At 69.5% G+C, this 18,886-nt stretch carries 17 protein-coding genes; 5 read left to right on the top strand and 12 right to left on the bottom strand.

Annotation, left to right across the window (positions count from 1 at the left end; all coding sequences use genetic code 11):
* Nucleotides 1-2: 2 nt before the first annotated feature.
* On the bottom strand, nt 3-1,268 hold the full coding sequence (locus ABFX45_RS34605) for an ABC transporter substrate-binding protein (RefSeq protein ID WP_170155274.1): 1,266 nt from the start codon (nt 1,266-1,268) through the stop codon (nt 3-5).
* 11 nt (nt 1,269-1,279) lie between these two features.
* Nucleotides 1,280-2,545 carry a Gfo/Idh/MocA family protein gene (locus ABFX45_RS34600; RefSeq protein WP_346134639.1) on the bottom strand — a complete coding sequence of 422 codons (1,266 nt, stop codon included), beginning with the start codon at nt 2,543-2,545 and terminating at the stop codon, nt 1,280-1,282.
* A gap of 114 nt (nt 2,546-2,659) precedes the next feature.
* Between ABFX45_RS34600 and ABFX45_RS34595 the strand changes: the two genes are divergently transcribed.
* Together ABFX45_RS34595 and ABFX45_RS34590 are read left to right on the top strand one after the other, a co-directional pair.
* On the top strand, nt 2,660-3,565 hold the full coding sequence (locus ABFX45_RS34595; protein WP_109641022.1) for a nucleoside hydrolase: 906 nt from the start codon (nt 2,660-2,662) through the stop codon (nt 3,563-3,565).
* A 55-nt stretch (nt 3,566-3,620) separates the two neighbouring features.
* Nucleotides 3,621-4,070, top strand: a complete 450-nt coding sequence (locus tag ABFX45_RS34590) for a hypothetical protein (RefSeq protein ID WP_109641023.1) — start codon at nt 3,621-3,623, stop codon at nt 4,068-4,070.
* 58 nt (nt 4,071-4,128) lie between these two features.
* Here the strand turns inward: ABFX45_RS34590 and ABFX45_RS34585 are convergent, their stop codons facing one another.
* The 4 genes from ABFX45_RS34585 to ABFX45_RS34570 form a co-directional block, all read right to left on the bottom strand.
* Nucleotides 4,129-5,598: a DUF8189 domain-containing protein gene (locus ABFX45_RS34585; protein WP_146231824.1), complete on the bottom strand. Its 1,470-nt coding sequence runs from the start codon at nt 5,596-5,598 to the stop codon at nt 4,129-4,131.
* A gap of 130 nt (nt 5,599-5,728) precedes the next feature.
* Nucleotides 5,729-5,869: a hypothetical protein gene (locus ABFX45_RS34580; RefSeq protein WP_170155275.1), complete on the bottom strand. Its 141-nt coding sequence runs from the start codon at nt 5,867-5,869 to the stop codon at nt 5,729-5,731.
* Nucleotides 5,870-5,893: 24 nt separating this feature from the next.
* On the bottom strand, nt 5,894-6,358 hold the full coding sequence (locus ABFX45_RS34575) for an NlpC/P60 family protein (RefSeq protein WP_346134636.1): 465 nt from the start codon (nt 6,356-6,358) through the stop codon (nt 5,894-5,896).
* Between the two features lie 24 nt (nt 6,359-6,382).
* Nucleotides 6,383-6,895 (bottom strand): GNAT family N-acetyltransferase, encoded by a 513-nt coding sequence (locus tag ABFX45_RS34570; RefSeq protein WP_170155276.1) that lies wholly within the window; start codon nt 6,893-6,895, stop codon nt 6,383-6,385.
* Between the two features lie 76 nt (nt 6,896-6,971).
* Here ABFX45_RS34570 and ABFX45_RS34565 point away from each other — a divergent pair, with 76 nt between their 5' ends.
* Complete coding sequence (locus ABFX45_RS34565) at nt 6,972-7,418, top strand: winged helix-turn-helix transcriptional regulator (RefSeq protein WP_109641027.1); 447 nt, start codon at nt 6,972-6,974, stop codon at nt 7,416-7,418.
* A 221-nt stretch (nt 7,419-7,639) separates the two neighbouring features.
* On the opposite strand, the gene ABFX45_RS34560 is transcribed toward ABFX45_RS34565, so the two are convergent.
* On the bottom strand, nt 7,640-10,636 hold the full coding sequence (locus ABFX45_RS34560) for an AfsR/SARP family transcriptional regulator (RefSeq protein WP_346134633.1): 2,997 nt from the start codon (nt 10,634-10,636) through the stop codon (nt 7,640-7,642).
* 42 nt (nt 10,637-10,678) lie between these two features.
* On the bottom strand, nt 10,679-11,008 hold the full coding sequence (locus ABFX45_RS34555) for a hypothetical protein (RefSeq protein ID WP_346134631.1): 330 nt from the start codon (nt 11,006-11,008) through the stop codon (nt 10,679-10,681).
* Between ABFX45_RS34555 and ABFX45_RS34550 the strand changes: the two genes are divergently transcribed.
* On the top strand, nt 11,007-12,221 hold the full coding sequence (locus ABFX45_RS34550; RefSeq protein ID WP_109641030.1) for an aminotransferase class V-fold PLP-dependent enzyme: 1,215 nt from the start codon (nt 11,007-11,009) through the stop codon (nt 12,219-12,221). The two genes, ABFX45_RS34555 and ABFX45_RS34550, sit on opposite strands and share 2 nt — an antisense overlap.
* 7 nt (nt 12,222-12,228) lie before the next feature.
* On the opposite strand, the gene ABFX45_RS34545 is transcribed toward ABFX45_RS34550, so the two are convergent.
* The 4 genes from ABFX45_RS34545 to polA form a co-directional block, all read right to left on the bottom strand.
* Entirely contained in the window at nt 12,229-13,782 is a 1,554-nt protein-coding gene (locus ABFX45_RS34545; protein WP_346134737.1) for a DUF2716 domain-containing protein, read from the bottom strand.
* Nucleotides 13,783-13,842: 60 nt separating this feature from the next.
* Complete coding sequence (locus ABFX45_RS34540) at nt 13,843-14,301, bottom strand: hypothetical protein (RefSeq protein ID WP_346134629.1); 459 nt, start codon at nt 14,299-14,301, stop codon at nt 13,843-13,845.
* Nucleotides 14,302-14,391: 90 nt separating this feature from the next.
* Nucleotides 14,392-15,555 carry a glycosyltransferase gene (locus tag ABFX45_RS34535; RefSeq protein WP_346134627.1) on the bottom strand — a complete coding sequence of 388 codons (1,164 nt, stop codon included), beginning with the start codon at nt 15,553-15,555 and terminating at the stop codon, nt 14,392-14,394.
* A 164-nt stretch (nt 15,556-15,719) separates the two neighbouring features.
* Complete coding sequence (polA, locus tag ABFX45_RS34530; protein WP_428834271.1) at nt 15,720-18,503, bottom strand: DNA polymerase I; 2,784 nt, start codon at nt 18,501-18,503, stop codon at nt 15,720-15,722.
* On the opposite strand from polA, the gene ABFX45_RS34525 reads away from it, so the two are divergent.
* On the top strand, nt 18,502-18,861 hold the full coding sequence (locus tag ABFX45_RS34525) for a hotdog fold thioesterase (protein WP_109641080.1): 360 nt from the start codon (nt 18,502-18,504) through the stop codon (nt 18,859-18,861). The genes polA and ABFX45_RS34525 overlap by 2 nt on opposite strands.
* Nucleotides 18,862-18,886: the final 25 nt, after the last annotated feature.

Genomic DNA, 18,886 nt, shown 5'->3' with positions numbered 1-18,886 from the left:
CACTACTTCAGTGCTTCTTCTGCGTCGCGCCAGAACTCGTCCAGCGCCTGGTCGATCGTCTTCTTGCCGAAGACGACCTCCTCGTGCTTGCGCTGCATCAGCTTGTAGATCGTGCCGTCGCCCTTGGGCGGTGCGGCCGGGGCGTCGCCGAGCTTGGCGTCGACCGACTTCTGGTACTCGAAGATGACCTTGTTGGCGCCGCTGAGGTTCTGCGCCACGGCTTCGCGGATCTTCAGGTTCGCCGGCAGGCCGCGGTTCGCGCCGAGGATCTTGCCCGCGTCGGGGTCGTTGAGCAGGAAGTCGATCAGCTTGACCGCCGCGTCCTTGTGCCTCGTGCGGGCGGACGCGCTGATCAGCTGCGACGGCTTGCGGTAGGAGCCGAGGGTTTCCTTGCTGTCACTGGGGTACGGGCCCAGCTTGAGCTCGTCCGGGCGGACCGTGTTGTAGCCGCCGTAGAGGCTGTCGTAGCTGTGCTCGGACGCCGAGAGCCTCTTGCCCATCGGCGTCTGCTCGGCACCGGCGTTCAGCGTGGTCACCAGTTCCGCCGGGGTGGTGGCCCCCGCGTCGCGGAAGTCCTTGGACAGCTGCCAGAACGCCTTCAGGTCGTCCTTCGCGTAACCGAGCTTGCCCTCGTCGGTGTACAACGCCTTGCCGCGCTGCCGCAGCCAGGTCTCGAAGACGTCCTCGGTGCCGCCGAAGTCCGTGGAGCCCGCGACCTTGCCGCCGGTGCTCGCCTGGATCTTGGCCGCGACCTCCTTGTAGTCGGCCCAGGTCCAGCCGATCTCCGGCGGCTTGACGCCGGCCGCCCCGAACAGCTTCGGGTCGTACACGATCGTGGTGGAGTTCTGCGCCAGCGGCATCGCGACCTGCTTGCCCTTGAGCTTGCCGCTGCCGATGAAACCCTGGTCCCAGTCCGCGGTGCGGATCTCCTTGCCCACGTACGGGGTGAGGTCGAGCAGCACGTTGCGGCCCGCGTACTCGTTGAGGTAGCGGTAGTCCATCTGGATCACGTCCGGCGCGTTGCCGCCCGCGATCTCGGTGGAGAGCTTCTCGAAGTAGTTCTGGAAGTTCTGGAACGACGTCGAGACCTTGATGTTCGCGTTGCGGCTCTCGAAGAGCCGTACCGCCTCGTTGGTCACCTTGGCGCGGTCGTCGTTGCCCCACCAGATGAACCGGATCTCGGTCTGGCCGTTGCTCGCGCCGCCGCCACAGCCGGAAGCCACCAGTAATGCGCCCAGCGTCAAGCCCACAACCTTGTGCGCTTTCACGGATCTCCCTTTCAGCGGAGGTCGATGACGTCGACGACGTGCACCGGTTCCCCGGTCTCGAAGCTGCGGTTGGCGGCGAAACCAGTCAGCAGCGAGAGAGTGCCGTCGTAGTGCGTTGCCTTGCGTCCCAACGGGTCTTCCTGCCCGTCCGGCCCGTACAGCGCGTCGACCATGCGTTGGTCGGCGCCGCCGTGACCGTCCCGGTCGTACTCCAGCGGGATTTCCTCCCGCTGCTCGAACAGTCGTTGCACGGAGAGCTTCGCCCACCCCTCCTCCGGGTTGGCGTTCACGCCGTGCACGGCCGGGTTCTGGCTCGACACCCAGGAGTTCTCGACGACTTCGAGTTCGAGACGCCCCTTGCTGCCGTTGACCATCAGCCGGTAGCCCTCCCACGGCGAGTAGGCCGTGAGGTGGTAGGTCAGGTTCGCACCGCCGGCGTAGCGGACGATCACCGACATGTCGTCCTCAATGGACACACCGGGGTCGAACGGGTTCTGGTCGCGGCGGTAGCCGTCCTCGTGCCGTGCGTCGACGTAGAGCTTCTTCAGCCAGGCGTTCTGCTCCAGCTCGAGAGCGAACCGGTCGTCATGGGAGTAGCCGTGCCGCTTGCCGTTTTCCTCGCCGTAGAAGAACAACCGGCCGTGCGCGTACACGGTTTCCGGCACCGAGCCGACCCACCAGTTGAGCAGGTCGAAGTGATGCGTCGCCTTGTGCACCATCAGGCCGCCGGAGTTGGCCTTGTCACGGTGCCAGCGGCGGAAGTAGTCGGCACCGTGCCGGGTGTCGAGCAACCACTCGAAGTGGACCGACCCGATCTCGCCGACGGCGTCGCCCGCGAGCAGCTCGCGGACCTTCTCGTGGATCGGGTTGTAGCGGTAGTTGAACGTGACGGTGACGTTGCCGGCGTTGCGGTGCACCGCGTCCAGGATCTTTCGCGCCGACGGCACGTCCGTCGTCATCGGCTTCTCCGTCACGACATCGCGGCCGGCGTCCAACGCCTCCACGATGTACGTGACGTGGTGCCGGTCGACTGTGGTCACGACGACCACGTCGACCTGCTGTTCGTCGAGCATCTTCAGGAACTCGTCCGCGCCGTACGCAGGGACCGGCTCGACCCCCAGATCAGCGAGCCGGTCGTTGTGGACGTTCATCCGGGTGCGGTTCACGTCGGCGAACGCGACGAGCTGACAGGTGTCCGCGTGCTCGACCGCGATGGCGTGCACGTGCCGCTCGGCCCGCGCCCCCGTGCCGACCACCGCGTAACGCCTGCGGACCATGCAAACCTCCCCGGTAAACGGTTTCCCCACGCTAGCCGGACCGGCCCTGACCTCGTCAAGAGTTCGCGAAAACCTTTTCGGTTGTTTCATGGACGTGAAAGGCAGGATGGGGTCATGCCGACCCCTGTGGTGCTCGACTGCGACCCCGGCCACGACGACGCGATCGCGATCCTGCTCGCCGCAGGAGCGCCTGGGATCGACCTGCGCGCGATCACGACCGTCGCAGCCAACCAGACGCTGGACAAGGTCACCCTGAACGCTCAGCGGATCTGTTCGGCCGCCGGAATTTCGGTGCCGATCGCGCGTGGCTGCGCGCGGCCGTTGGTGCGCCCGTTGTACGTGGCGGAGGACATCCACGGCGAGTCCGGGATGGACGGTCCGGCGTTCGGCGCGGTGTCCGTTGGCGTGGTCGAGGATCACGCGATCGACGTGATGCACGCGAACATGCCGGCGACGCTGGTCGCGACCGGGGCGCTGACGAACGTGGCCGCCTACCTGACCCGACACGGCACTTCCGCCGTGCGCGAGATCGTGTTGATGGGCGGGTCGACCGAGCGCGGCAACACCACCCCGTACGCGGAGTTCAACATCTTCGTCGACCCGGAGGCCGCGCAGATCGTCTTCACGAGCGGGGTGCCGGTCACGATGATCGGGTTGAACGTGACCCACCAGGCGCTGGTGACACCGGAGGTTGTCGCGCGGCTGAACGGTTTGGGCCCGCTGGGGCGGATCTGCGGTGACCTGATGACGTTCTTCGCCGCGACCTACCGCGAGGTGTTCGGGTTCGAGGCGCCGCCGTTGCACGACCCGGTGGCGGTGGCGCGGGTGATCGATCCAACGCTGGTGACGTGCGTCGAGGCGTTCGTGGGCATCGAGACGACGGGGACGTTCACGCGCGGCGCGACCGTCGTCGACCTGCACGGGCGGCTGGGGACGGAACCGAACGCCCGCGTGGCCGTCGGGCTCGACGTGGACCGGTTCTTCGACGTGGTCGTCGACGCTGTGGGACGGCTCACGTAACAGCTTTGACGACGTAGCGATGACACGTACAAGTGCACAAACCTGGGGGATTTTCATGACTGACTCTGTTCAGCCTGCGCAGCCGCAGTTCGAGGCGCACACGCCTGCCTTCCCGCAGCAGCCCGAGGCGGCGCTCCCGGCCCCGGTCCCGCCGGCCGCGCCGAAGCCGAAGAAGACCGGCGTCGTGGTGCTCGCGATCGCCGCGGTGCTCCTGCTCGGTGCCGCGGGCACGTTCGGCGCGCTCTACTTCACGGAGAAGGGCCGCTCGACCGACCTGTCCAAGCAGGTCGAGGGCAAGGACCGCGAGATCACGGACCTCACGAAGAAGGCGAAGAGCGCCGACGACCTGGCGACCGCCGCCACCGACGAGCGGCGCAAGCTCGAGAACGAGATGAACTCGATGAAGGCGTGCCGCGACGCCGCGCGCGCGGTGACCGAGGCGGGTATCGCCCAGGACGAGCAGAAGATCACGCAGGCGATGCTGGGCATGATGACGAAGTGCTGAGCTGAGAACGATGAAGGGCCGCGACTCACCGGAGTCGCGGCCCTTCCTGCGTTTCAGGTCAGCTGATGCCGCGGTCGCTCAGCAGCGCCCACTGGCTCCAGCCCGCCTTCTCCTTGTAGAAGCGGCGGATCAGCTTGCCGTCGTCGGTGCGCGCGAAGACCTCGACGGTCTTGGTCTGCGCGTGGTACATCGCGCTCGGCGCCTCGGCGACCTTCGTGTTGCCGAGCCTGGCCCACGTCGTGAAGCCGTTGGCGGTGGCGCGGGAGTGCTCGACGATGCCGCCCTCACCGAGCTGCACGACGTCGATCGAGCCGGTGGTCGTGTTGAACACCGCCGACGGAGCGCCGGTGCCCTTGCCGCCCAGCGACTTCCAGACACCCGCCGCGTACTGCTCGACGCTGCCGGACGCGGTGCGCACGAAGACCTGGTCGACCGCGACGCTCGGGTCGCTCACGATCTTCGTCTCGCCCTGGTCCTGCCAGGTGGTGCCATCCCACTTGACGAGCTTGTCGTCGGCGGAACGCGCGTAGACGTCCTTGTCGGCGACGGCCGGGTTGCCCTGGATCCTGCGGTCGCCCAGCGGCGCCCACTTGTCCGTGAAGCGCAGCAGCACACCGTCCGCGCCGCGCGCGAGCACCTCGACGGCCTTGCTCTTGTCGTTCCACACCAGCACGGGCTCGCCGGCCACGGCCGTGTCGCCGAGCGCGACCCACTTGCCGTCGACGCGGCGGTAGACCTTGCCGTCGGTGCCGCGCGCGAACACCTCGACGATCTTCGTCTGCGGGTTCATCAGCGCGACCGGGTCACCGGCGAAGAGCTCTGGCCCGAGCTGCTGCCAGCCGTTCCAGCGGCTCGTCTTGTGGAAGTTCGTGATGATCGTGCCGTCGGCGGCGCGGGCGAAGACCTCCAGCTGCTGCTGCCCGGTGTTGGAGATCTGCGGGCCGGCGTTGACGACCGGCTTGTCCGTCACCGGGGTCTCGCTGGTGGTCTTGTCGCCACCGGCCTCGACGAGGCCGTTGTAGCGCAGCGGCACGTACTGGCGCGCGGTGGCGGCGCTCCAGACCCGCTGCACCGGGCGAGAGCCGTCCGGACCCGCCTGCTCGCGCACGATGGGACGCGTCTTGGCCGCGTCGGCCCAGCCGATGAACAGCGCGACGTGGTTCTCGCGGTCGTTGAGCGCGTCGCCGGGACGGAGGTCCTCCCAGTCGATGCGGTGCGCGACCTGCTCGAGGATGTGAGTCGTGTAGGAGATGCGCAGGCCCCAGGCCATCGACACGAAGCCCGAGCAGTCCGTCCGGTAGGCGCCGTACCTGTTGCCGAAGCAGTCGCTCTGGCTGTAGGGCACACGGGCGCTGATCCACGTGCGCGAGCGCGCCAGGATCTCGGCCCGCGTGATCTTGGAGTTCGCCGCGTACGTCCCGCAGCTGACCCCGCCCTCGGCAGCGGCGACCGCGACGTCTGGCATCGCCAGCGTCGAGCCGAACGTGATGGCCGCCGCGGCGGCCGCCAACATCCCCCACGATCTCATGCCGGTCACCGTAGCAAGGTGATGTGAAGTTTTGGTCCAGTCGAACGTCCCTAGTTCGGTCCCTCCGCCCGGTCGGGTGACGATCCTGAGCTGCGGGTCGCCGCCTGGTCGCACGAGGTGAGCGGGCAGGTCAGGACCTCTCGGCGCCTTTCAGCCGGTCAACGGTGAAAGGCCGCCCGAACCCGCGGGCGGCGAACTCCGCCCGTGCGGGCGCCGCGATGCCGCCCGCACGGGCGAGGTCGCCTTCCTCCACGGCCAGGAGCGCGGTCACCGGTTGCACAGTCGGCTGGACCGTTCACGCTTCGAGAACGCTGACGTAGCGGCGTGGCGTGTACAGCCTCGCCCCGGTCTCGTAGGGGTAGGTGACGGAACGCAGGCGGGTGCGGTGACCACCCGCCTGTTCGTACGCCCAGTACCGGCCGGATTCCTCCGCCCACGCCGCGAAGATCACGACGTGCCGGGTCTCCCTGGTGCCTTCCGAGCGGATGATCACATCCCCCGCCCTGAGCTCCTCCGGCGTGATCAGGCTGCTCACGAGAACCAGGCCGCGCGTGTCCAGCCCACCGTGCCGGGCTTCCGGTTTGCCGGGCAGTCCCCACGCCATCGACACGAACCCGGAGCAGTCGGCGCGGTAGATGCCGTGCTCGTTCTGGTGAAACCTCGTCTGGCTGTACGGAACCGAGTCGCGCAGCCACGAACAGGCGCGCTCCACGATCTCGGAGCGGCTGATCAGGCGGCCGGCGGCTCGTGCGGTGGTCACGCGCCCATCGTCGGCGCGCGACCTCTAAAACTCCTGCAAGCTGTCTATAAGATCGGCATCGGTGATCTCGGCGGTCACCCAGGCGAGTGGGTAGCTCAGCCCGATCGTGTCAATTTCCCTGGTCAGACGCACACCGGGCAGGACCTTGCGGGCGAGGGCGAGCATTCCCTCGTTGTCCGGCAGCACGTCACCGCGGAGCTCGGCGACACCCATCCTGGCCGCGATCGCGGTCAGCTCCTCCAGCAGACGCCTGCCGACACCCCGGCGTTGCCACAGGTCGACGACGGCGACCGCGATCTCCGCACGGCACTCGCCGGTCTTGATCACCCTGGCGATGCCGACGGGGTCGCCACCGATGAGGGCGCACACGGCCGCGTGCCGCTCGCCGTCCACGTCGACCAGCACCCGCCGGGCGGACGCGGTCAGTCGTGGCGTCGGGGCGTGAAACCGCAGGTAGCGGCTTCGCGCGGACAGTCCTTCGAACACCGCGTCGACAGCTTCCGGCGCGGTGTCGCGGTTGAGCTCGGTGACGCGCATGAGGATCGACCCCCTGAGTTCGGAATCCGAACTGTATCTGAGTTCGAAAAACGAACGCAAGGGATATCCTGTGTTCATGCCGTACGCGAGTTTCGCCAGCATGCCCTGCGCCCTGGGCCGTCCCGCGGCGCTGCTGGGCGAGCGCTGGACGCTGTTGCTGCTCCGCCAGGTCTTCCTGGGCACCCGCCGCTTCGAGGACTTCCAGACGGCGATGGAGATCTCTCGCAGCGTGCTGACAGACCGCCTCAACGTGCTGCTGCAGGAGGGCGTGCTCAAGCGCGTGCCCTATCAGGAAGACGGCCGCACACGGCACGAGTACCGCCTCACCGAGAAGGGCAGGGACCTCTACCCGGTGCTCATGGCGCTGCGCACGTGGGGCGAGAAGTGGATGGCTCCCGAGGAAGAGGAGTCGTTCCACCTGCACCACCGCGACTGCGGCGGCGGTGTGCGCGCGAAGGTCGAGTGCACGGACTGCGGTGCCGAGCTGACCGCGCGCGATGTGCAGGTCACGGCCAGACAGTGAGCTTGTACTGACAACCGTCGAAGCACAGACATCGCCGGCCACGACCACGGCGCCGACTTCTTCCCAATACGCCACGGCGATGCGCATGCAGGCGACGGTCTCCGTGTCGTTCGACGGCGGCCCCGAGCAGGTCGTCCGCACCCGCGGACGGCCTCGCCCAGCAGGTCTCGCGGAACGTGGCCGTCCCGCCGGGTGCCGGCAGCGCCGAGGTGTCGTGGCGGCTAGAGGGCTGAGCGCCACCGAGCGGCGCTCAGCCCTTCCAGCTCCTTCGCCTCACGCGCGCCGAGCTGGGTGAACAACTCCTTGGCCCGCAACCACATCTCGTCGTCCCGCGCGGCGGCCGCGAGATCGCGCATGGTGCGCGCCTGCCAGAGCGGCAACCCCAGTTCCCGCCACTGACCCAGCGCGTCCTCGAGGAGCGCGACGGCGTCCTCGTCCTTTCCTCGCGCCAGCGCGGCTTCGCCGAGCGTCCTCGTCACCAGCGCGACACCGAACCGGTCGTGCTGCCGCGTGCACACCTCCAGGCACTCGGACAGGAGGTCGTCGACGCCGTCCAGTTCGCCCGCCCGCAGCGACGCCTTCGCCAGCGACTGAGCCGCATACGTGGCACCGAGCTCGTCCCCCGCCTCACGCAGGATCTGCTCGGCCTCCCGGCTCAGGGCGACGGCCTCCGCGAACGCTCCCGCCGCCCGGTGGCACAGGCTGAGTCCGCGCAACGCCAGCGCTTCTCCGCGCTGGTCGTCCTGCGCCCGGTAGAGCTCCACGCACCGCTCGAACGCCGTGGTCGCCTCGTCCAGGTCGCCGTGGTCGCGGTGGATCGCCCCGACGCCGTAGCTCGCCGCGGCGACGACTCCGTCGTCGCCCAACGCGATCGCCTTGTCGAGCAGCTCACGGGCGCGCTCGAACTCGGCCAGGTCGCGGTACACCGTGCCCATGCCGACGTGCGCGACGGCGAGCGTCTCGGGTTCGCCGATCTCGGCCGCGATCTCCGCCGCCTGCTGGAAGTTCGTCAGCGCCGCCGCGAAGTCGTCCTGCTCGTACCGCAGCTGCCCGAGTCCGGCCAGCAGCACCGCCTCCGCCCGCCGGTTGCCGCGTTCCCTGGCCGACCGCAGCGCCACCTCGTGCGTGCGCTGCCAGTTTCCGAACTCGTTGCGTGCCGCGAAAGGCGACGACAGCAGCGACGTGATCACCGTCGTCGTCAGCTCGTCGACGCCGAGGTCGTGGGCCCGTTCGACGGCGCGCACCACAGCGGCCGTCTCGGAGTGCAGCCAGCCGGTGGGGTCCTCCTCGACGTCCTCCGCCAGCCGCGGGTCCACCTCGATCGTGGTGTGCAGCTGAGGCCGCAGCCCCAGCGTCACGCGCGGCAGCTTCTGCACACCGGTCTCCACCAGCGCGAGCCACGTCGCGAGCGTGCGCGTGACCGCCTCGGTGACCTCCTCCGCGGGCTCCTTCGCGGCCTGCTCGGCACCGAAGAGCTGCACCAGGTCGTGGAACCGGTAGCGCACCCTGCCGATCTGGTCGACGCCCGCGACGTCCACCAGCCGCAGGTCCACCAGGTGCTCGACGACGTCTTCCGCGTCGTACGGCGAGATGTCCAGCAACGGAGCCGCGATCCACGCGCCGAAGTCCGGCAGGTCGAGCAACGACAGCAGGTGGAACGCCTTGCGGTGCCGCACGTCAAGCTCGGAGTAGTTGAGCTTCAACGACGACCGGATCGCGAGGTCACCGGTCTCCAGCTCGTCCAGGCGCCTGCGCTCGTCAGACAACCGTTTGGCGAGCGTCTTCAACGGCCAGTGCGGCCGCGCCAGCAGCTTCGCACCGGCCGCTCTGAGCGCGAGCGGCACCCCGCCGCACAGTTTCGCGATCCGTTGCGCCGCTTCTGGTTCCGCACCGATCCGCTCGGCACCGACGATCCGGCTGAGCATCTCCTCGCTGACCGTGTCGTCGAAGAAGCCCAGCTCGATCGGCTCGGCCCCCTCCAGCCCGGTCAGCCTGCTGCGGCTGGTGATGATCACGAAGCAGTTCGCGTTGCCCGGCAGCAGCGGCCGGACCTGGGCCTCGCTGCGGGCGTTGTCGAGCACGATCACCAGCCGGCGGTCGGAGACCGTGCGCCGGTACAGCTCGACACGCTCGTCCGGTGCGACCGGCTGGTCCTGGCCGGAGATGCCGAGCAGCCCGAGGAACCGCCCGATCACCTCCTGCGGCTCCAGGTCCCTGCCCGCGCCGCGCAGGTCCGCGAACAGCTGCCCGTCCGGATACGACTTCCGCAACAGGTGGGCCGCGTGCACGGCCAGCGCCGACTTGCCGGCGCCACCGAACCCGGACACGACCACGGTCGGCGTCGCGGTGCGGTCGTCCTGTCCCCCGGTGAGGGCCAGCACGCGCTTCAACGTCTCCTCGCGTCCGGTGAAGTCGCTGATGTCAGGCGGCAGGTGGTGCGGGACGACCTGCTGCACAGGCGCGACCGGCACCGTCGCCACCACCGTGCGCTGCGGGGCGGTCTCGATCGTGCCGTTGAGGATCGCCGTCTGCAGGTCCCGCAGCTTCTCGCCCGGTTCGATGCCGAGCTCGTCGAGCAGGTACTCGCGGGCCTCGCGGTAGACGTTGAGCGCGTCCGCCTGCCGTCCCGCGCGGTGGAAGGCCCGCATGAGCAGCTCACGCGTGTCCTCACGGGCCGGGTGCGCGTTGGCCAGCGACGACAGCCGCGCGATGGCGTCCTCGACCCGGTTCTGCGCGAGCTCACACCGGCCGAGCCCTTCCTCGGCGCTGAGCCTGGACTCCTCGAGCGTCATCGCGTGCCCGCGGGCGAACTGCGCGTCGACACCGTGCAACGCCGGACCGCGCCACAACGAGAGCCCGTGCTGGTAGTGCGTGATGGCCGTGGCCGGGTCGTCGGCCCGTTCCGCCTGCCGTGCCGTGGTCAGGTGCCTGTTCAACTCCTCGACGTCGCTGTCGACGTCGAGGAGGTACCCCGGAGCCCTGGTGACCAGCGCCTTGCCGACCGCACGCCGCAGCGACGACACGTAGGTGTGCACCAGCGCAGCCGCTGTCTGCGGTGGTGACTCGTCCCAGATCAGGTCGATCAGCCGCTCCACCGGCACCACCTGCCGCGGCTGCAGCAGCAAGGCGGCGAGCAACGTCCGCGGTTTCGGCCCGCCGAGACTCACCTGCCTGTCGCCGACCCACACCTCGATCGGCCCAAGTACGAGCGCTCGCACGCTCACACCCCCCATCCCCCATCCCCCAGTCAACCCCAGGCGCTACGAGGATGCCTCATCCTCGCTCATGGCGACACGTTTCAGCGTGCGGAGGATCGGCGCGGTCTCCGACTCGCGCACACCGTCAAGGCTGCCGATGCGCTCGGTCAGGTACCGGTAGAGGTCTCCATCGAGGCCGAGCTGCGGACCGCGCTGGAGGACGCGGGCTGGGAGATCACCCGCTTCGAGCCCGGCACCATCGCCGTGGCCGGCGTCGACGCCCTGCCCGCGCTGCCGGTGTGGGTCGTGGAAGCCACCGCGACGAGTCGAGATGCCTTCGCTCCCGGCAAAACGCTGCGCAATCCGGTGCGGGAGCGGTTCTATGGGAGGCATGGATCGCCGTGACTTCCTCGTGGGGACCGGGCTTCTCGCCGTCACGCCGTCCGCGGCGTCGGCCGCGCAGGGTGCGATGGACTGGGGCGCGGTGCGCCGGGAGTTCCGCGTGGACCCCGCGCTGATCAACCTGGGGCTGTTCTACCTGGCCTCGAACCCGCGCGAGGTGCGCACCGCGGTCGAGAAGATCAAACGCGAGCTGGACGCCAACTCGCACGACTGGACCGCGGCGAGGTTCGGTGAGGTGGCCGCCTCGCTCGGGCAGTACGTCGGCGGCAGTCCCGAGGACATCGCACTCGTCCCGAACACCACGACCGGGCTCTCCATCGTCTACGGGGGCCTGCGGCTCCGCGCGGACCAGGAACTCCTGCTCAACGACCAGGACCACTTCTGGCACCGGCAGGCGGCCGAGCTGGCCGCGCACCGCGCCGGCGCGCGGATCCGGGTCGGCACGCTCTACGAGAACTCGGCGAAGGCCACCGAGGACGAGATCGCGACCCGGCTGAGGAGCTCGATCACGCCGCAGACCCGTGCCGTCGGCATCACGTGGGTCCAGTCCAGCACCGGCCTGCGCATGCCGGTGCGGGCCTGCGCGCAGGTCGTGGCCGAGGCGAACCGCGGACGCGCGGAGGCCGACCGCTGCTTGCTGGTCGTCGACGGCGTGCACGGTCTGGCCGCAGTCGACGACGACGCAGCGCGCATGGGCGCCGACGTGTTCGTCGCGGGCACGCACAAGTGGCTGTTCGGGCCGCGCGGCACCGGCATGGTCTGGGTGAACCCGGCGGTCGCGAACCAGATCGACCCGTTGCTGCCCGGCCTCGACGGCCGCAGCCCCACGTCGTTGCTCGGGCCCGGCGGGTTCCACGCGTTCGAGCACCAGTGGGCGGTGCCGGCGGCAGTGCGGTTCCACCAGCGTCTCGGCCGAAACCGCGTCGCGGCGCGCATCACCGAGCTCTCGACCCGGTTCAAGGACGGCCTCGCCGAGATACCCGGCGCCGTCATCCACACGCCACGCGACCCGAAGATGTCCGCGGGCATGGTGTGCTTCGACGTCGCAGGGCAGAGCGGTCAGCAGGTCGTGGATCGCCTGGCGCAGAAGCGGATCCAGATCACCACGGCGTCGTACCGGATCCCGTACGCCCGGATCGGCACGGCCATCCTCAACACACCGCAGGAGATCGACCGCACGCTGAAGGAGATCCGCGCCCTCTAGTGCGGCACTAGAACCGGGGCAGCACCGCCGTTCCCGGTGGCGCCAGCTCCACGCTGGTCGTCTCCATCATGACCTTCGGCTGGTTCATGGCCTCGTGCGCGGCCCACCCGCCCATGACGGCGACCGCGAGCAATCCGGCGGCGATGAACGGCGTCGTCGGAATCCGCCGCTCCAGCTTGGCTTCCTCGCGCGGTGCCGGCACCCACACCGTCGGCTCGTCGGCCGGTTCGGGTTCCAGCTGCCGGGCTTCGAGGAAGGCACCCGTCGCGGCGGCGCCGTCGGGAGCACGCAGCACCGGGATGCCCAGCCGTTCCGTGATCTCCTTGACCACCAACGGAATCCGCGCCGATCCACCGACGAGCAGGATGACGTCGGGCTCGCACAGCCCCGCGGCTCTGACGACTCGTTCGAGTGCCGCGACGGCCAGCTCGACGGACGGCCGGATGATCGCCTCGAACTCCAGCCGGCTGAGCCTGACCTCACGCACCTCGGCGCCGACCACGACCGGAATCCGCACCTCGGGGTAACTGCCGAGCAGTTCCTTCGCCTCGACGCAGCTCCGCACGAGCTCGGGGCTGTGCGTCCCGATCTTCGCGGTGACGTGCTCGACCACCAGGTCGTCGAGGTCGAACCCGCCGATGTCGACCCGCTCCGGCCGCCCTGCCAGCAGGAACACCCCTTGCTTGCGCAGCATGGTGACGTCCGCCGCGGTGGCACCGAAGTCGAACACGGCGACCGCGCTGTGCTCGGGCATCCCGGCGCAGGCGTCGAACGCGATCGCCGCGGCGTGCGGCGCCGGCACGAACAACACGTCCGCGCGCCCCTCGTCGATCAGGTCCTGCCTGAGCTGTTCGAGGTGCTCGTGCGGCCAGCTCAACGGGTGCGTCATCGCGACCCGGCTCGACGCCTCCCCGTAGCGGGCGGTGAGATCGTCGAGGAGCTGCGCGATCTCCTTGGCCGGGGCGTGCGGGTGCCGCCGGGTGGCGGTCGTGACGCCCCGTTCGGTGGCGACGGTGGTACCTGCGGATCCGAGATCGAGCCCAACCTGGTACGACATGTGCGGGTCACCCCTTACGCGCGGACACCCACAACACGTACGTCTCAGTTGGCCCGGTTCACCCGGCCTCCGGTGCGCAGCCGCGGCAGCACGGCGTCCAGCGCTCCCCTGCGTTTCCTGGAGGAGATCGGCACCCCACACGCACAGCGAGTCCTCCCACGGATGCGCGAACGTGCCGAACCGCAGGTCGAACGTGGTGTTGATGGCGTGGTCACCGTCGCCGGCAACGGGCTCGCGCCACCTCGGCTGACCTGGCCCGTCCACGCGGTGCGGGTCGGCCGCACTCCCGAGGTGGTACGGGTCGGCCGAGAAGATCAGCTCGCCGGGTGCGGTGCACGCGGCGATCGCCTGGATCTCGGCCGCGGCGTCGAGGTGCTCCGCCCAGGTCACCGAGTCCTCCGGCTCGGCGAGGGCGGGGAAGGTGTGCGTGCTCGGCCGGAACGTGAACTTCCGCCTGAAGCGGTCCAGCAGATCCGCGTATTCGACCTCGCCGACCGGCCTGATCGGCCGGGTGTGGGGTGCGCTCCGCCAAGCGCCCAGCGGAACGTGCGGATCGTGGTCAGCTCACGAAATCGGTGCTCCGCCACGAGAGCGCGCACCGCACTCGTGCATTCGATGAGGAGGTACCGCTGCCGCCGGGGCCGGGCTGGCACGACGGAGTGCAGGAACGGACTCGTCCTGACCTTCGAGCCTCCACAGCACACCGGCGAGCTTTTGCTCGTGCCGCAACACGTACCACGTCGGGATGGCGAGGTGGTACGCCCAGATCCGGCGCGTGGCCGGACTCGCCTGCCGGGCCTCGTCGATCTCCGCCTCGCTCTGGGCGACGCGCACCCGGCCCGGCAACCGCGTGGCGGACAGGGCCTCGCTCGGCGTGGTGATCATGACGCTGACCGGCTCGTCCTCGGTGAAGCCCGCCCGCGTCAGCTGCCCGGCGAGGCCCGGCGCCGCGTGGTGCCGGTGGATCCGCCACTCGACGGGCTGACTCCGTTGTGCGGCAAGGGCCTTCTGACTTTCGACCAACGCGTCGAGGTCGGCGGACGAGGACGCCGTCCTGCTCCCGGACCGCGCCGAGGGGCGTCCGGCTGAGTCTGCGCTCGTTGTTCGCCCGAATCATGCGTTGAGGCCCATCAGGCGTTCGGCGGCCACCCGCGCACCGTCCGTGCGGATCTGCGTGCCCACCTTGGCGGCTTCCTCCGCCAGCTCGAGGGCTTCGGCGAGGACCTCGGCCGTCACGGCTTCCGCCGAGCGGCCGATGTTCAGCCGCTCGACCTGGTTGCCCCAGTAGTACTGGTCGTACATGTGGGGCAGCACGATCTGCGGTGTGCCGGCCGCCGCGGCCGTCGTGGTGGTGCCCGCGCCGCCGTGGTGCGCGATCGCGGCGACGCGGCGGAACAGCGCCTGCTGGTTCACCTCGCCGATCGCGAGGCAGTCCGGGGCGTCGTCGGTGAGCCGCAGGTCGGCCCAGCCGTGCTGGAGGACCACCCGCTTGCCGAGTTCGCGGGCGGATTCGATGGCGTGACGGGCCGTCTCCTGGGCGCCGCGCATGCTGCCGAGGCCGAAGTAGATCGGCGGTTCGCCGTCGGCCAGGAAGGCTTCGAGCTCTGGTTCGAGCGGACGTCGGTCGTCGGTCAGCCACGCACCGGTCTGCACGAGCTCGCCGGGACCTGGCCACGGGCCGAGCACCGGGTCCGCGGCGAGCCACGGGGCGTCGCCGAAGATGTGGTCGCGGACGTCGTCGATCGGGCCGAGCCCGAGCTCGGCGCGCTCGGTGTTGAGGACATCGCGCGCGAACGCGAAGAGGTGGCGTTGCTGCTCCCACTGCGCGAGGTTCTCCTCGGGAGTTCCGTTCACCGGAACACGGCCCAGCATCGCGGGCGGCGCGTGGTGCGGCGAGGGCAGCGTGTTCGCGCAGAAGCTCGTGTACACGTAGTGCGCACCGAGGCTTTCCGCCACCGAACGCGTGGCGTGCTGCAACGCGCCGCCCGCCACCAGGACGTTCGCTCCCCGCGCCGCCTGGCCGATGACCCGGAACTGTTCCCTCACCGACTCCTCGGCCAGCCTGCGCAGCTCGTCCGGCGTGCGCTGCACGGCCGTGGCGGTGCGCAGGACCGGACCGACCGGCGTGAAGTCGATTCCGCTGCCGGTGACGAGCTCCTCGAAGTCCGGCGGCGCGACGACCCGCACGTCGTTGCCCAGCTCCTTCAGCTGCACGGCCAGCGCGGTGACCGGCTGCGCCTCTCCCCGCGAACCGATCGTGGACACCAGAAACCGCATGGTGAAACCCCCTCAATCCCCTGGTCAGGGCACGAATTGTGCGGGTTGCACGGGGTCTTGCGGCAAGTCCCCCAGTGCGTTATACGTTCCAATGGGGGGAATTCCACGACAGCGCACAGCCCGCCACCCGAGCCGGAGCTCAGGCGACGGGCTGCTTCAGTCGGCTAGTGGGCGGCGTCGTCCCAGGAGCGGCCCACGCCCACCGAGACTTCCAGCGGCACCCGGAGCGGGTAGGCGTTGCCCATCTCGTTGCGGACCAGGGCCTCCACGGCCTCGCGCTCGCCGTCGGCGATCTCCAGCACCAGTTCGTCGTGGACCTGCAGGAGCATGCGCGACCGCAGGCCGGACGACTCCAGCGCGCGGAACACGCCCAGCATGGCCACCTTGATGATGTCCGCGGCGCTGCCCTGGATCGGCGCGTTGAGGGCCATGCGTTCGGCCATCTCCCGACGCTGGCGGTTGTCCGAGGTCAGGTCCGGCAGGTAGCGGCGGCGGCCGAGGACGGTCTCGGTGTAGCCGTCCTTGCGGGCCTTCTCGACGATCTCGTTGAGGTAGTCGCGAACGCCGCCGAAGCGGGAGAAGTAGGCCTCCATCTGCTCGCGGGCCTCTTCGGTCGGGATGCGGAGCTGCTGCGAGAGACCGAAGACGCTCAGGCCGTAGGCGAGACCGTAGGACATGGCCTTGATGCGACGGCGCATCTCGCCCGTCACCTCGGAGGTGGGGATCGAGAACGCCTGCGACGCCACGTAGGTGTGCAGGTCCTCACCGCTGTTGAACGCCGCGATCAGGCCCTCGTCGCCGGACAGCGTGGCCATGATGCGCATCTCGATCTGGCTGTAGTCCGCGGTCATCAGCTCCGCGTAGCCGTCGCCGACGACGAAGGCCTGGCGGATGCGGCGGCCCTCGTCCGTGCGGATCGGGATGTTCTGCAGGTTCGGGTCCGTCGAGGACAGCCGGCCCGTGGCGGCGATCGTCTGGTGGAACGTCGTGTGGATGCGGCCGTCGTCGGCGACGGACTTGAGCAGTCCGTCCACAGTGGACTTCAGTCGCGTGACGTCGCGGTGCGCGAGCAGGTGCTGCAGGAACGGGTGCCCGGTCTGCTCGAAGAGGTTCTGCAGCGCGTCGGCGTCGGTGGTGTAACCGGTCTTGGTCTTCTTCGTCTTCGGCATGTTCAGCTCGTCGAAGAGGACCGCCTGCAGCTGCTTCGGGCTGCCGAGGTTGATCTCCTTGCCGATGACCGCGTACGCCTCCTGGGCCGCGTCCTTCACGCCAGCCGCGAAGTGCGCTTCCAGCTCCGACAGGTGCTCGACGTCGATCGCGATGCCGACGGCCTCGACCTCGTCCAGCACGTTCATCAGCGGCAGTTCGAGATCGGCCAGCAGGCCGGCGCCGCCGATGGTCACGAGCTCGGCGTCCAGGCGGTCGGCGAGCTCGGCCACCGCACGCGCGCGCAGGATCGCGCCGGTCGCGACCTTCTGCGCTTCCTCGGACTCGTCGGTCAGCAGCGACAGCTGGCCGTCGCCCGACTCCTCCGCGCGCAGCTCGCGCTTGAGGTAGCGCAGCGCCAGGTCGTCCAGGGCGAACGAACGCTGACCGGGACGCACCAGGTAGGCGGCCAGTGCCGTGTCCGAGGTGAGCCCGCGCAGCTTCCACCCGCGGGCGCGCACCTGCCGCAACGGCAGCTTCAGGTCGTGGCCCGCCTTGGCCACGCTCTCGTCGGCCAGCCACTCGGCGAGCGCCTTGTCATCGGCCTCGTTCAGCTGCGTGACGTCGACGTAGCCGCCCTCACCGGAGGCCGTGCACAGCGCGACGCCCTCGATGTCGTTGCCCACGACCCGCAACGCGAAGCCGACGCGCTGCTTGCGGGCGTGCTGGTCGAGCCACTTGGCCAGCGTGCCTGCCGGGATCGCGCCGCCGGAGACCTCGAAGCCCTCCTCGGCCTCGGGCTCCGCGGTCGTGAGGGTCTGGAAGAGACGGTCGCGCAGGACGCGGAACTCCAGCTCGTCGAACAGCCGGTGCACGGCGTCGCGGTCCCACTGCCGCACCTCGAGGCCGTCGATCTGGTACGGCAGCTCCAGGTCCTTCACCAGCTCGGTCAGCTGGCGATTCATGATGATGTTCGCCAGGTTGCCGCGCAGCGCCTCTCCGACCTTGCCCGGCACCTCGTCGATGCGGTCGACCAGCTCGTTCAGGCCGCCGAACTGGTTGAGCAGCTTGATGATCGTCTTCGGGCCCACGCCCGGCGTGTTCGGCAGGTTGTCCGACGAGTCGCCGCGCACCGCCGCGTAGTCGGCGTACTGCTCGGGCCGCACGCCGTGCTTCTCCTCGACGTACGCCGGGGTGAACCGGCCCATCTCGGACACGCCCTTGACCGGGTACAGCACCGTCACCTTGTCGTTGACCAGCTGGAACGCATCCCGGTCTCCGGTGACGATCTCGACCTCGAAGCCCTGCTCCACTGCCTGCGTGGTCAGCGTGGCGATGATGTCGTCGGCCTCGTAGCCCTCCTTCTCCATCTTGCAGATCTGGAGCGCGTCGAGGACCTCGCCGATCAGGGAGACCTGGCTGCGGAACTCGTCCGGCGTCTTGGAGCGACCGGCCTTGTACTCGGGGTACTGCTCGGAGCGGAAGGTCTTGCGCGACACGTCGAACGCCACGGCGACGTGCGTGGGCTTCTCGTCCCGCAGGATGTTGATCAGCATGGACGTGAACCCGTACACGGCGTTCGTGACCTGCCCCGTCGCCGTCTGGAAGTTCTCGGCGGGCAGGGCGTAGAACGCGCGGTAGGCCATCGAGTGACCGTCGATGAGCAGGAGCCGCTTCACGTCTGAGGGAGTCACGAGCCCGAGTCTAGGGTGGGGGTCTGACACTTTCGCGTGAGCCCTTGGAGCCCGTGTGATCCCCGACCTGCCCTCCGACCTCGAAGCCGAACAGCTGGCCTCCCGCATGGGCATCGAAATCACCCGATGGGATGTCCAGGAGATGATCGGGACGATGCCGGTGAAGGGCAACCGCCAGCCGTTCGGCCTGTTGCACGGCGGCGCGAACGCGGTCCTCGCCGAACAGCTGGGCTCCGTCGCGTCGGCGATGCACGCGGCGCAGTTCGGCTCCGTCGCGGTGGGACTGGAGCTGTCCTGCACCCATCACCGGGCCGCGACCGACGGCGTCGTCACGGGCGTCGCCCGTCCCATCCACCTCGGCCGCAGCACGACGACGTACGAGATCGTCGTGACCGACGAAGAGGGCAAGCGCACCTGCACCGCGCGCCTCACGTGCCTCCTGCGCCCCAAGGCGCCCGGAGCCTGAGCACGGGGGTGGGCCCCACCCCCGA

The organism is Lentzea roselyniae (assembly GCF_039537795.1).
Classification (GTDB): domain Bacteria; phylum Actinomycetota; class Actinomycetes; order Mycobacteriales; family Pseudonocardiaceae; genus Lentzea; species Lentzea atacamensis.
The sequence above is the reverse complement of the archived record's forward strand: the minus strand, read 5'-3'. Positions and strand labels throughout refer to the sequence as shown.

What these genes read in the sequence shown, in the direction of transcription:
- ABFX45_RS34525 (WP_109641080.1), top strand. Translation starts at nt 18,502, where the DNA reads ATGGGCATCGAAATCACCCGATGGGATGTCCAGGAGATGATCGGGACG.
- ABFX45_RS34600 (WP_346134639.1), bottom strand. Translation starts at nt 2,545, where the DNA reads ATGGTCCGCAGGCGTTACGCGGTGGTCGGCACGGGGGCGCGGGCCGAG.
- polA (WP_428834271.1), bottom strand. Translation starts at nt 18,503, where the DNA reads ATGCGGGAGGCCAGCTGTTCGGCTTCGAGGTCGGAGGGCAGGTCGGGG.
- ABFX45_RS34565 (WP_109641027.1), top strand. Translation starts at nt 6,972, where the DNA reads ATGCCGTACGCGAGTTTCGCCAGCATGCCCTGCGCCCTGGGCCGTCCC.
- ABFX45_RS34555 (WP_346134631.1), bottom strand. Translation starts at nt 11,008, where the DNA reads ATGCCTCCCATAGAACCGCTCCCGCACCGGATTGCGCAGCGTTTTGCC.
- ABFX45_RS34535 (WP_346134627.1), bottom strand. Translation starts at nt 15,555, where the DNA reads ATGCGGTTTCTGGTGTCCACGATCGGTTCGCGGGGAGAGGCGCAGCCG.
- ABFX45_RS34585 (WP_146231824.1), bottom strand. Translation starts at nt 5,598, where the DNA reads ATGAGATCGTGGGGGATGTTGGCGGCCGCCGCGGCGGCCATCACGTTC.
- ABFX45_RS34550 (WP_109641030.1), top strand. Translation starts at nt 11,007, where the DNA reads ATGGATCGCCGTGACTTCCTCGTGGGGACCGGGCTTCTCGCCGTCACG.
- ABFX45_RS34590 (WP_109641023.1), top strand. Translation starts at nt 3,621, where the DNA reads ATGACTGACTCTGTTCAGCCTGCGCAGCCGCAGTTCGAGGCGCACACG.
- ABFX45_RS34595 (WP_109641022.1), top strand. Translation starts at nt 2,660, where the DNA reads ATGCCGACCCCTGTGGTGCTCGACTGCGACCCCGGCCACGACGACGCG.
- ABFX45_RS34570 (WP_170155276.1), bottom strand. Translation starts at nt 6,895, where the DNA reads ATGCGCGTCACCGAGCTCAACCGCGACACCGCGCCGGAAGCTGTCGAC.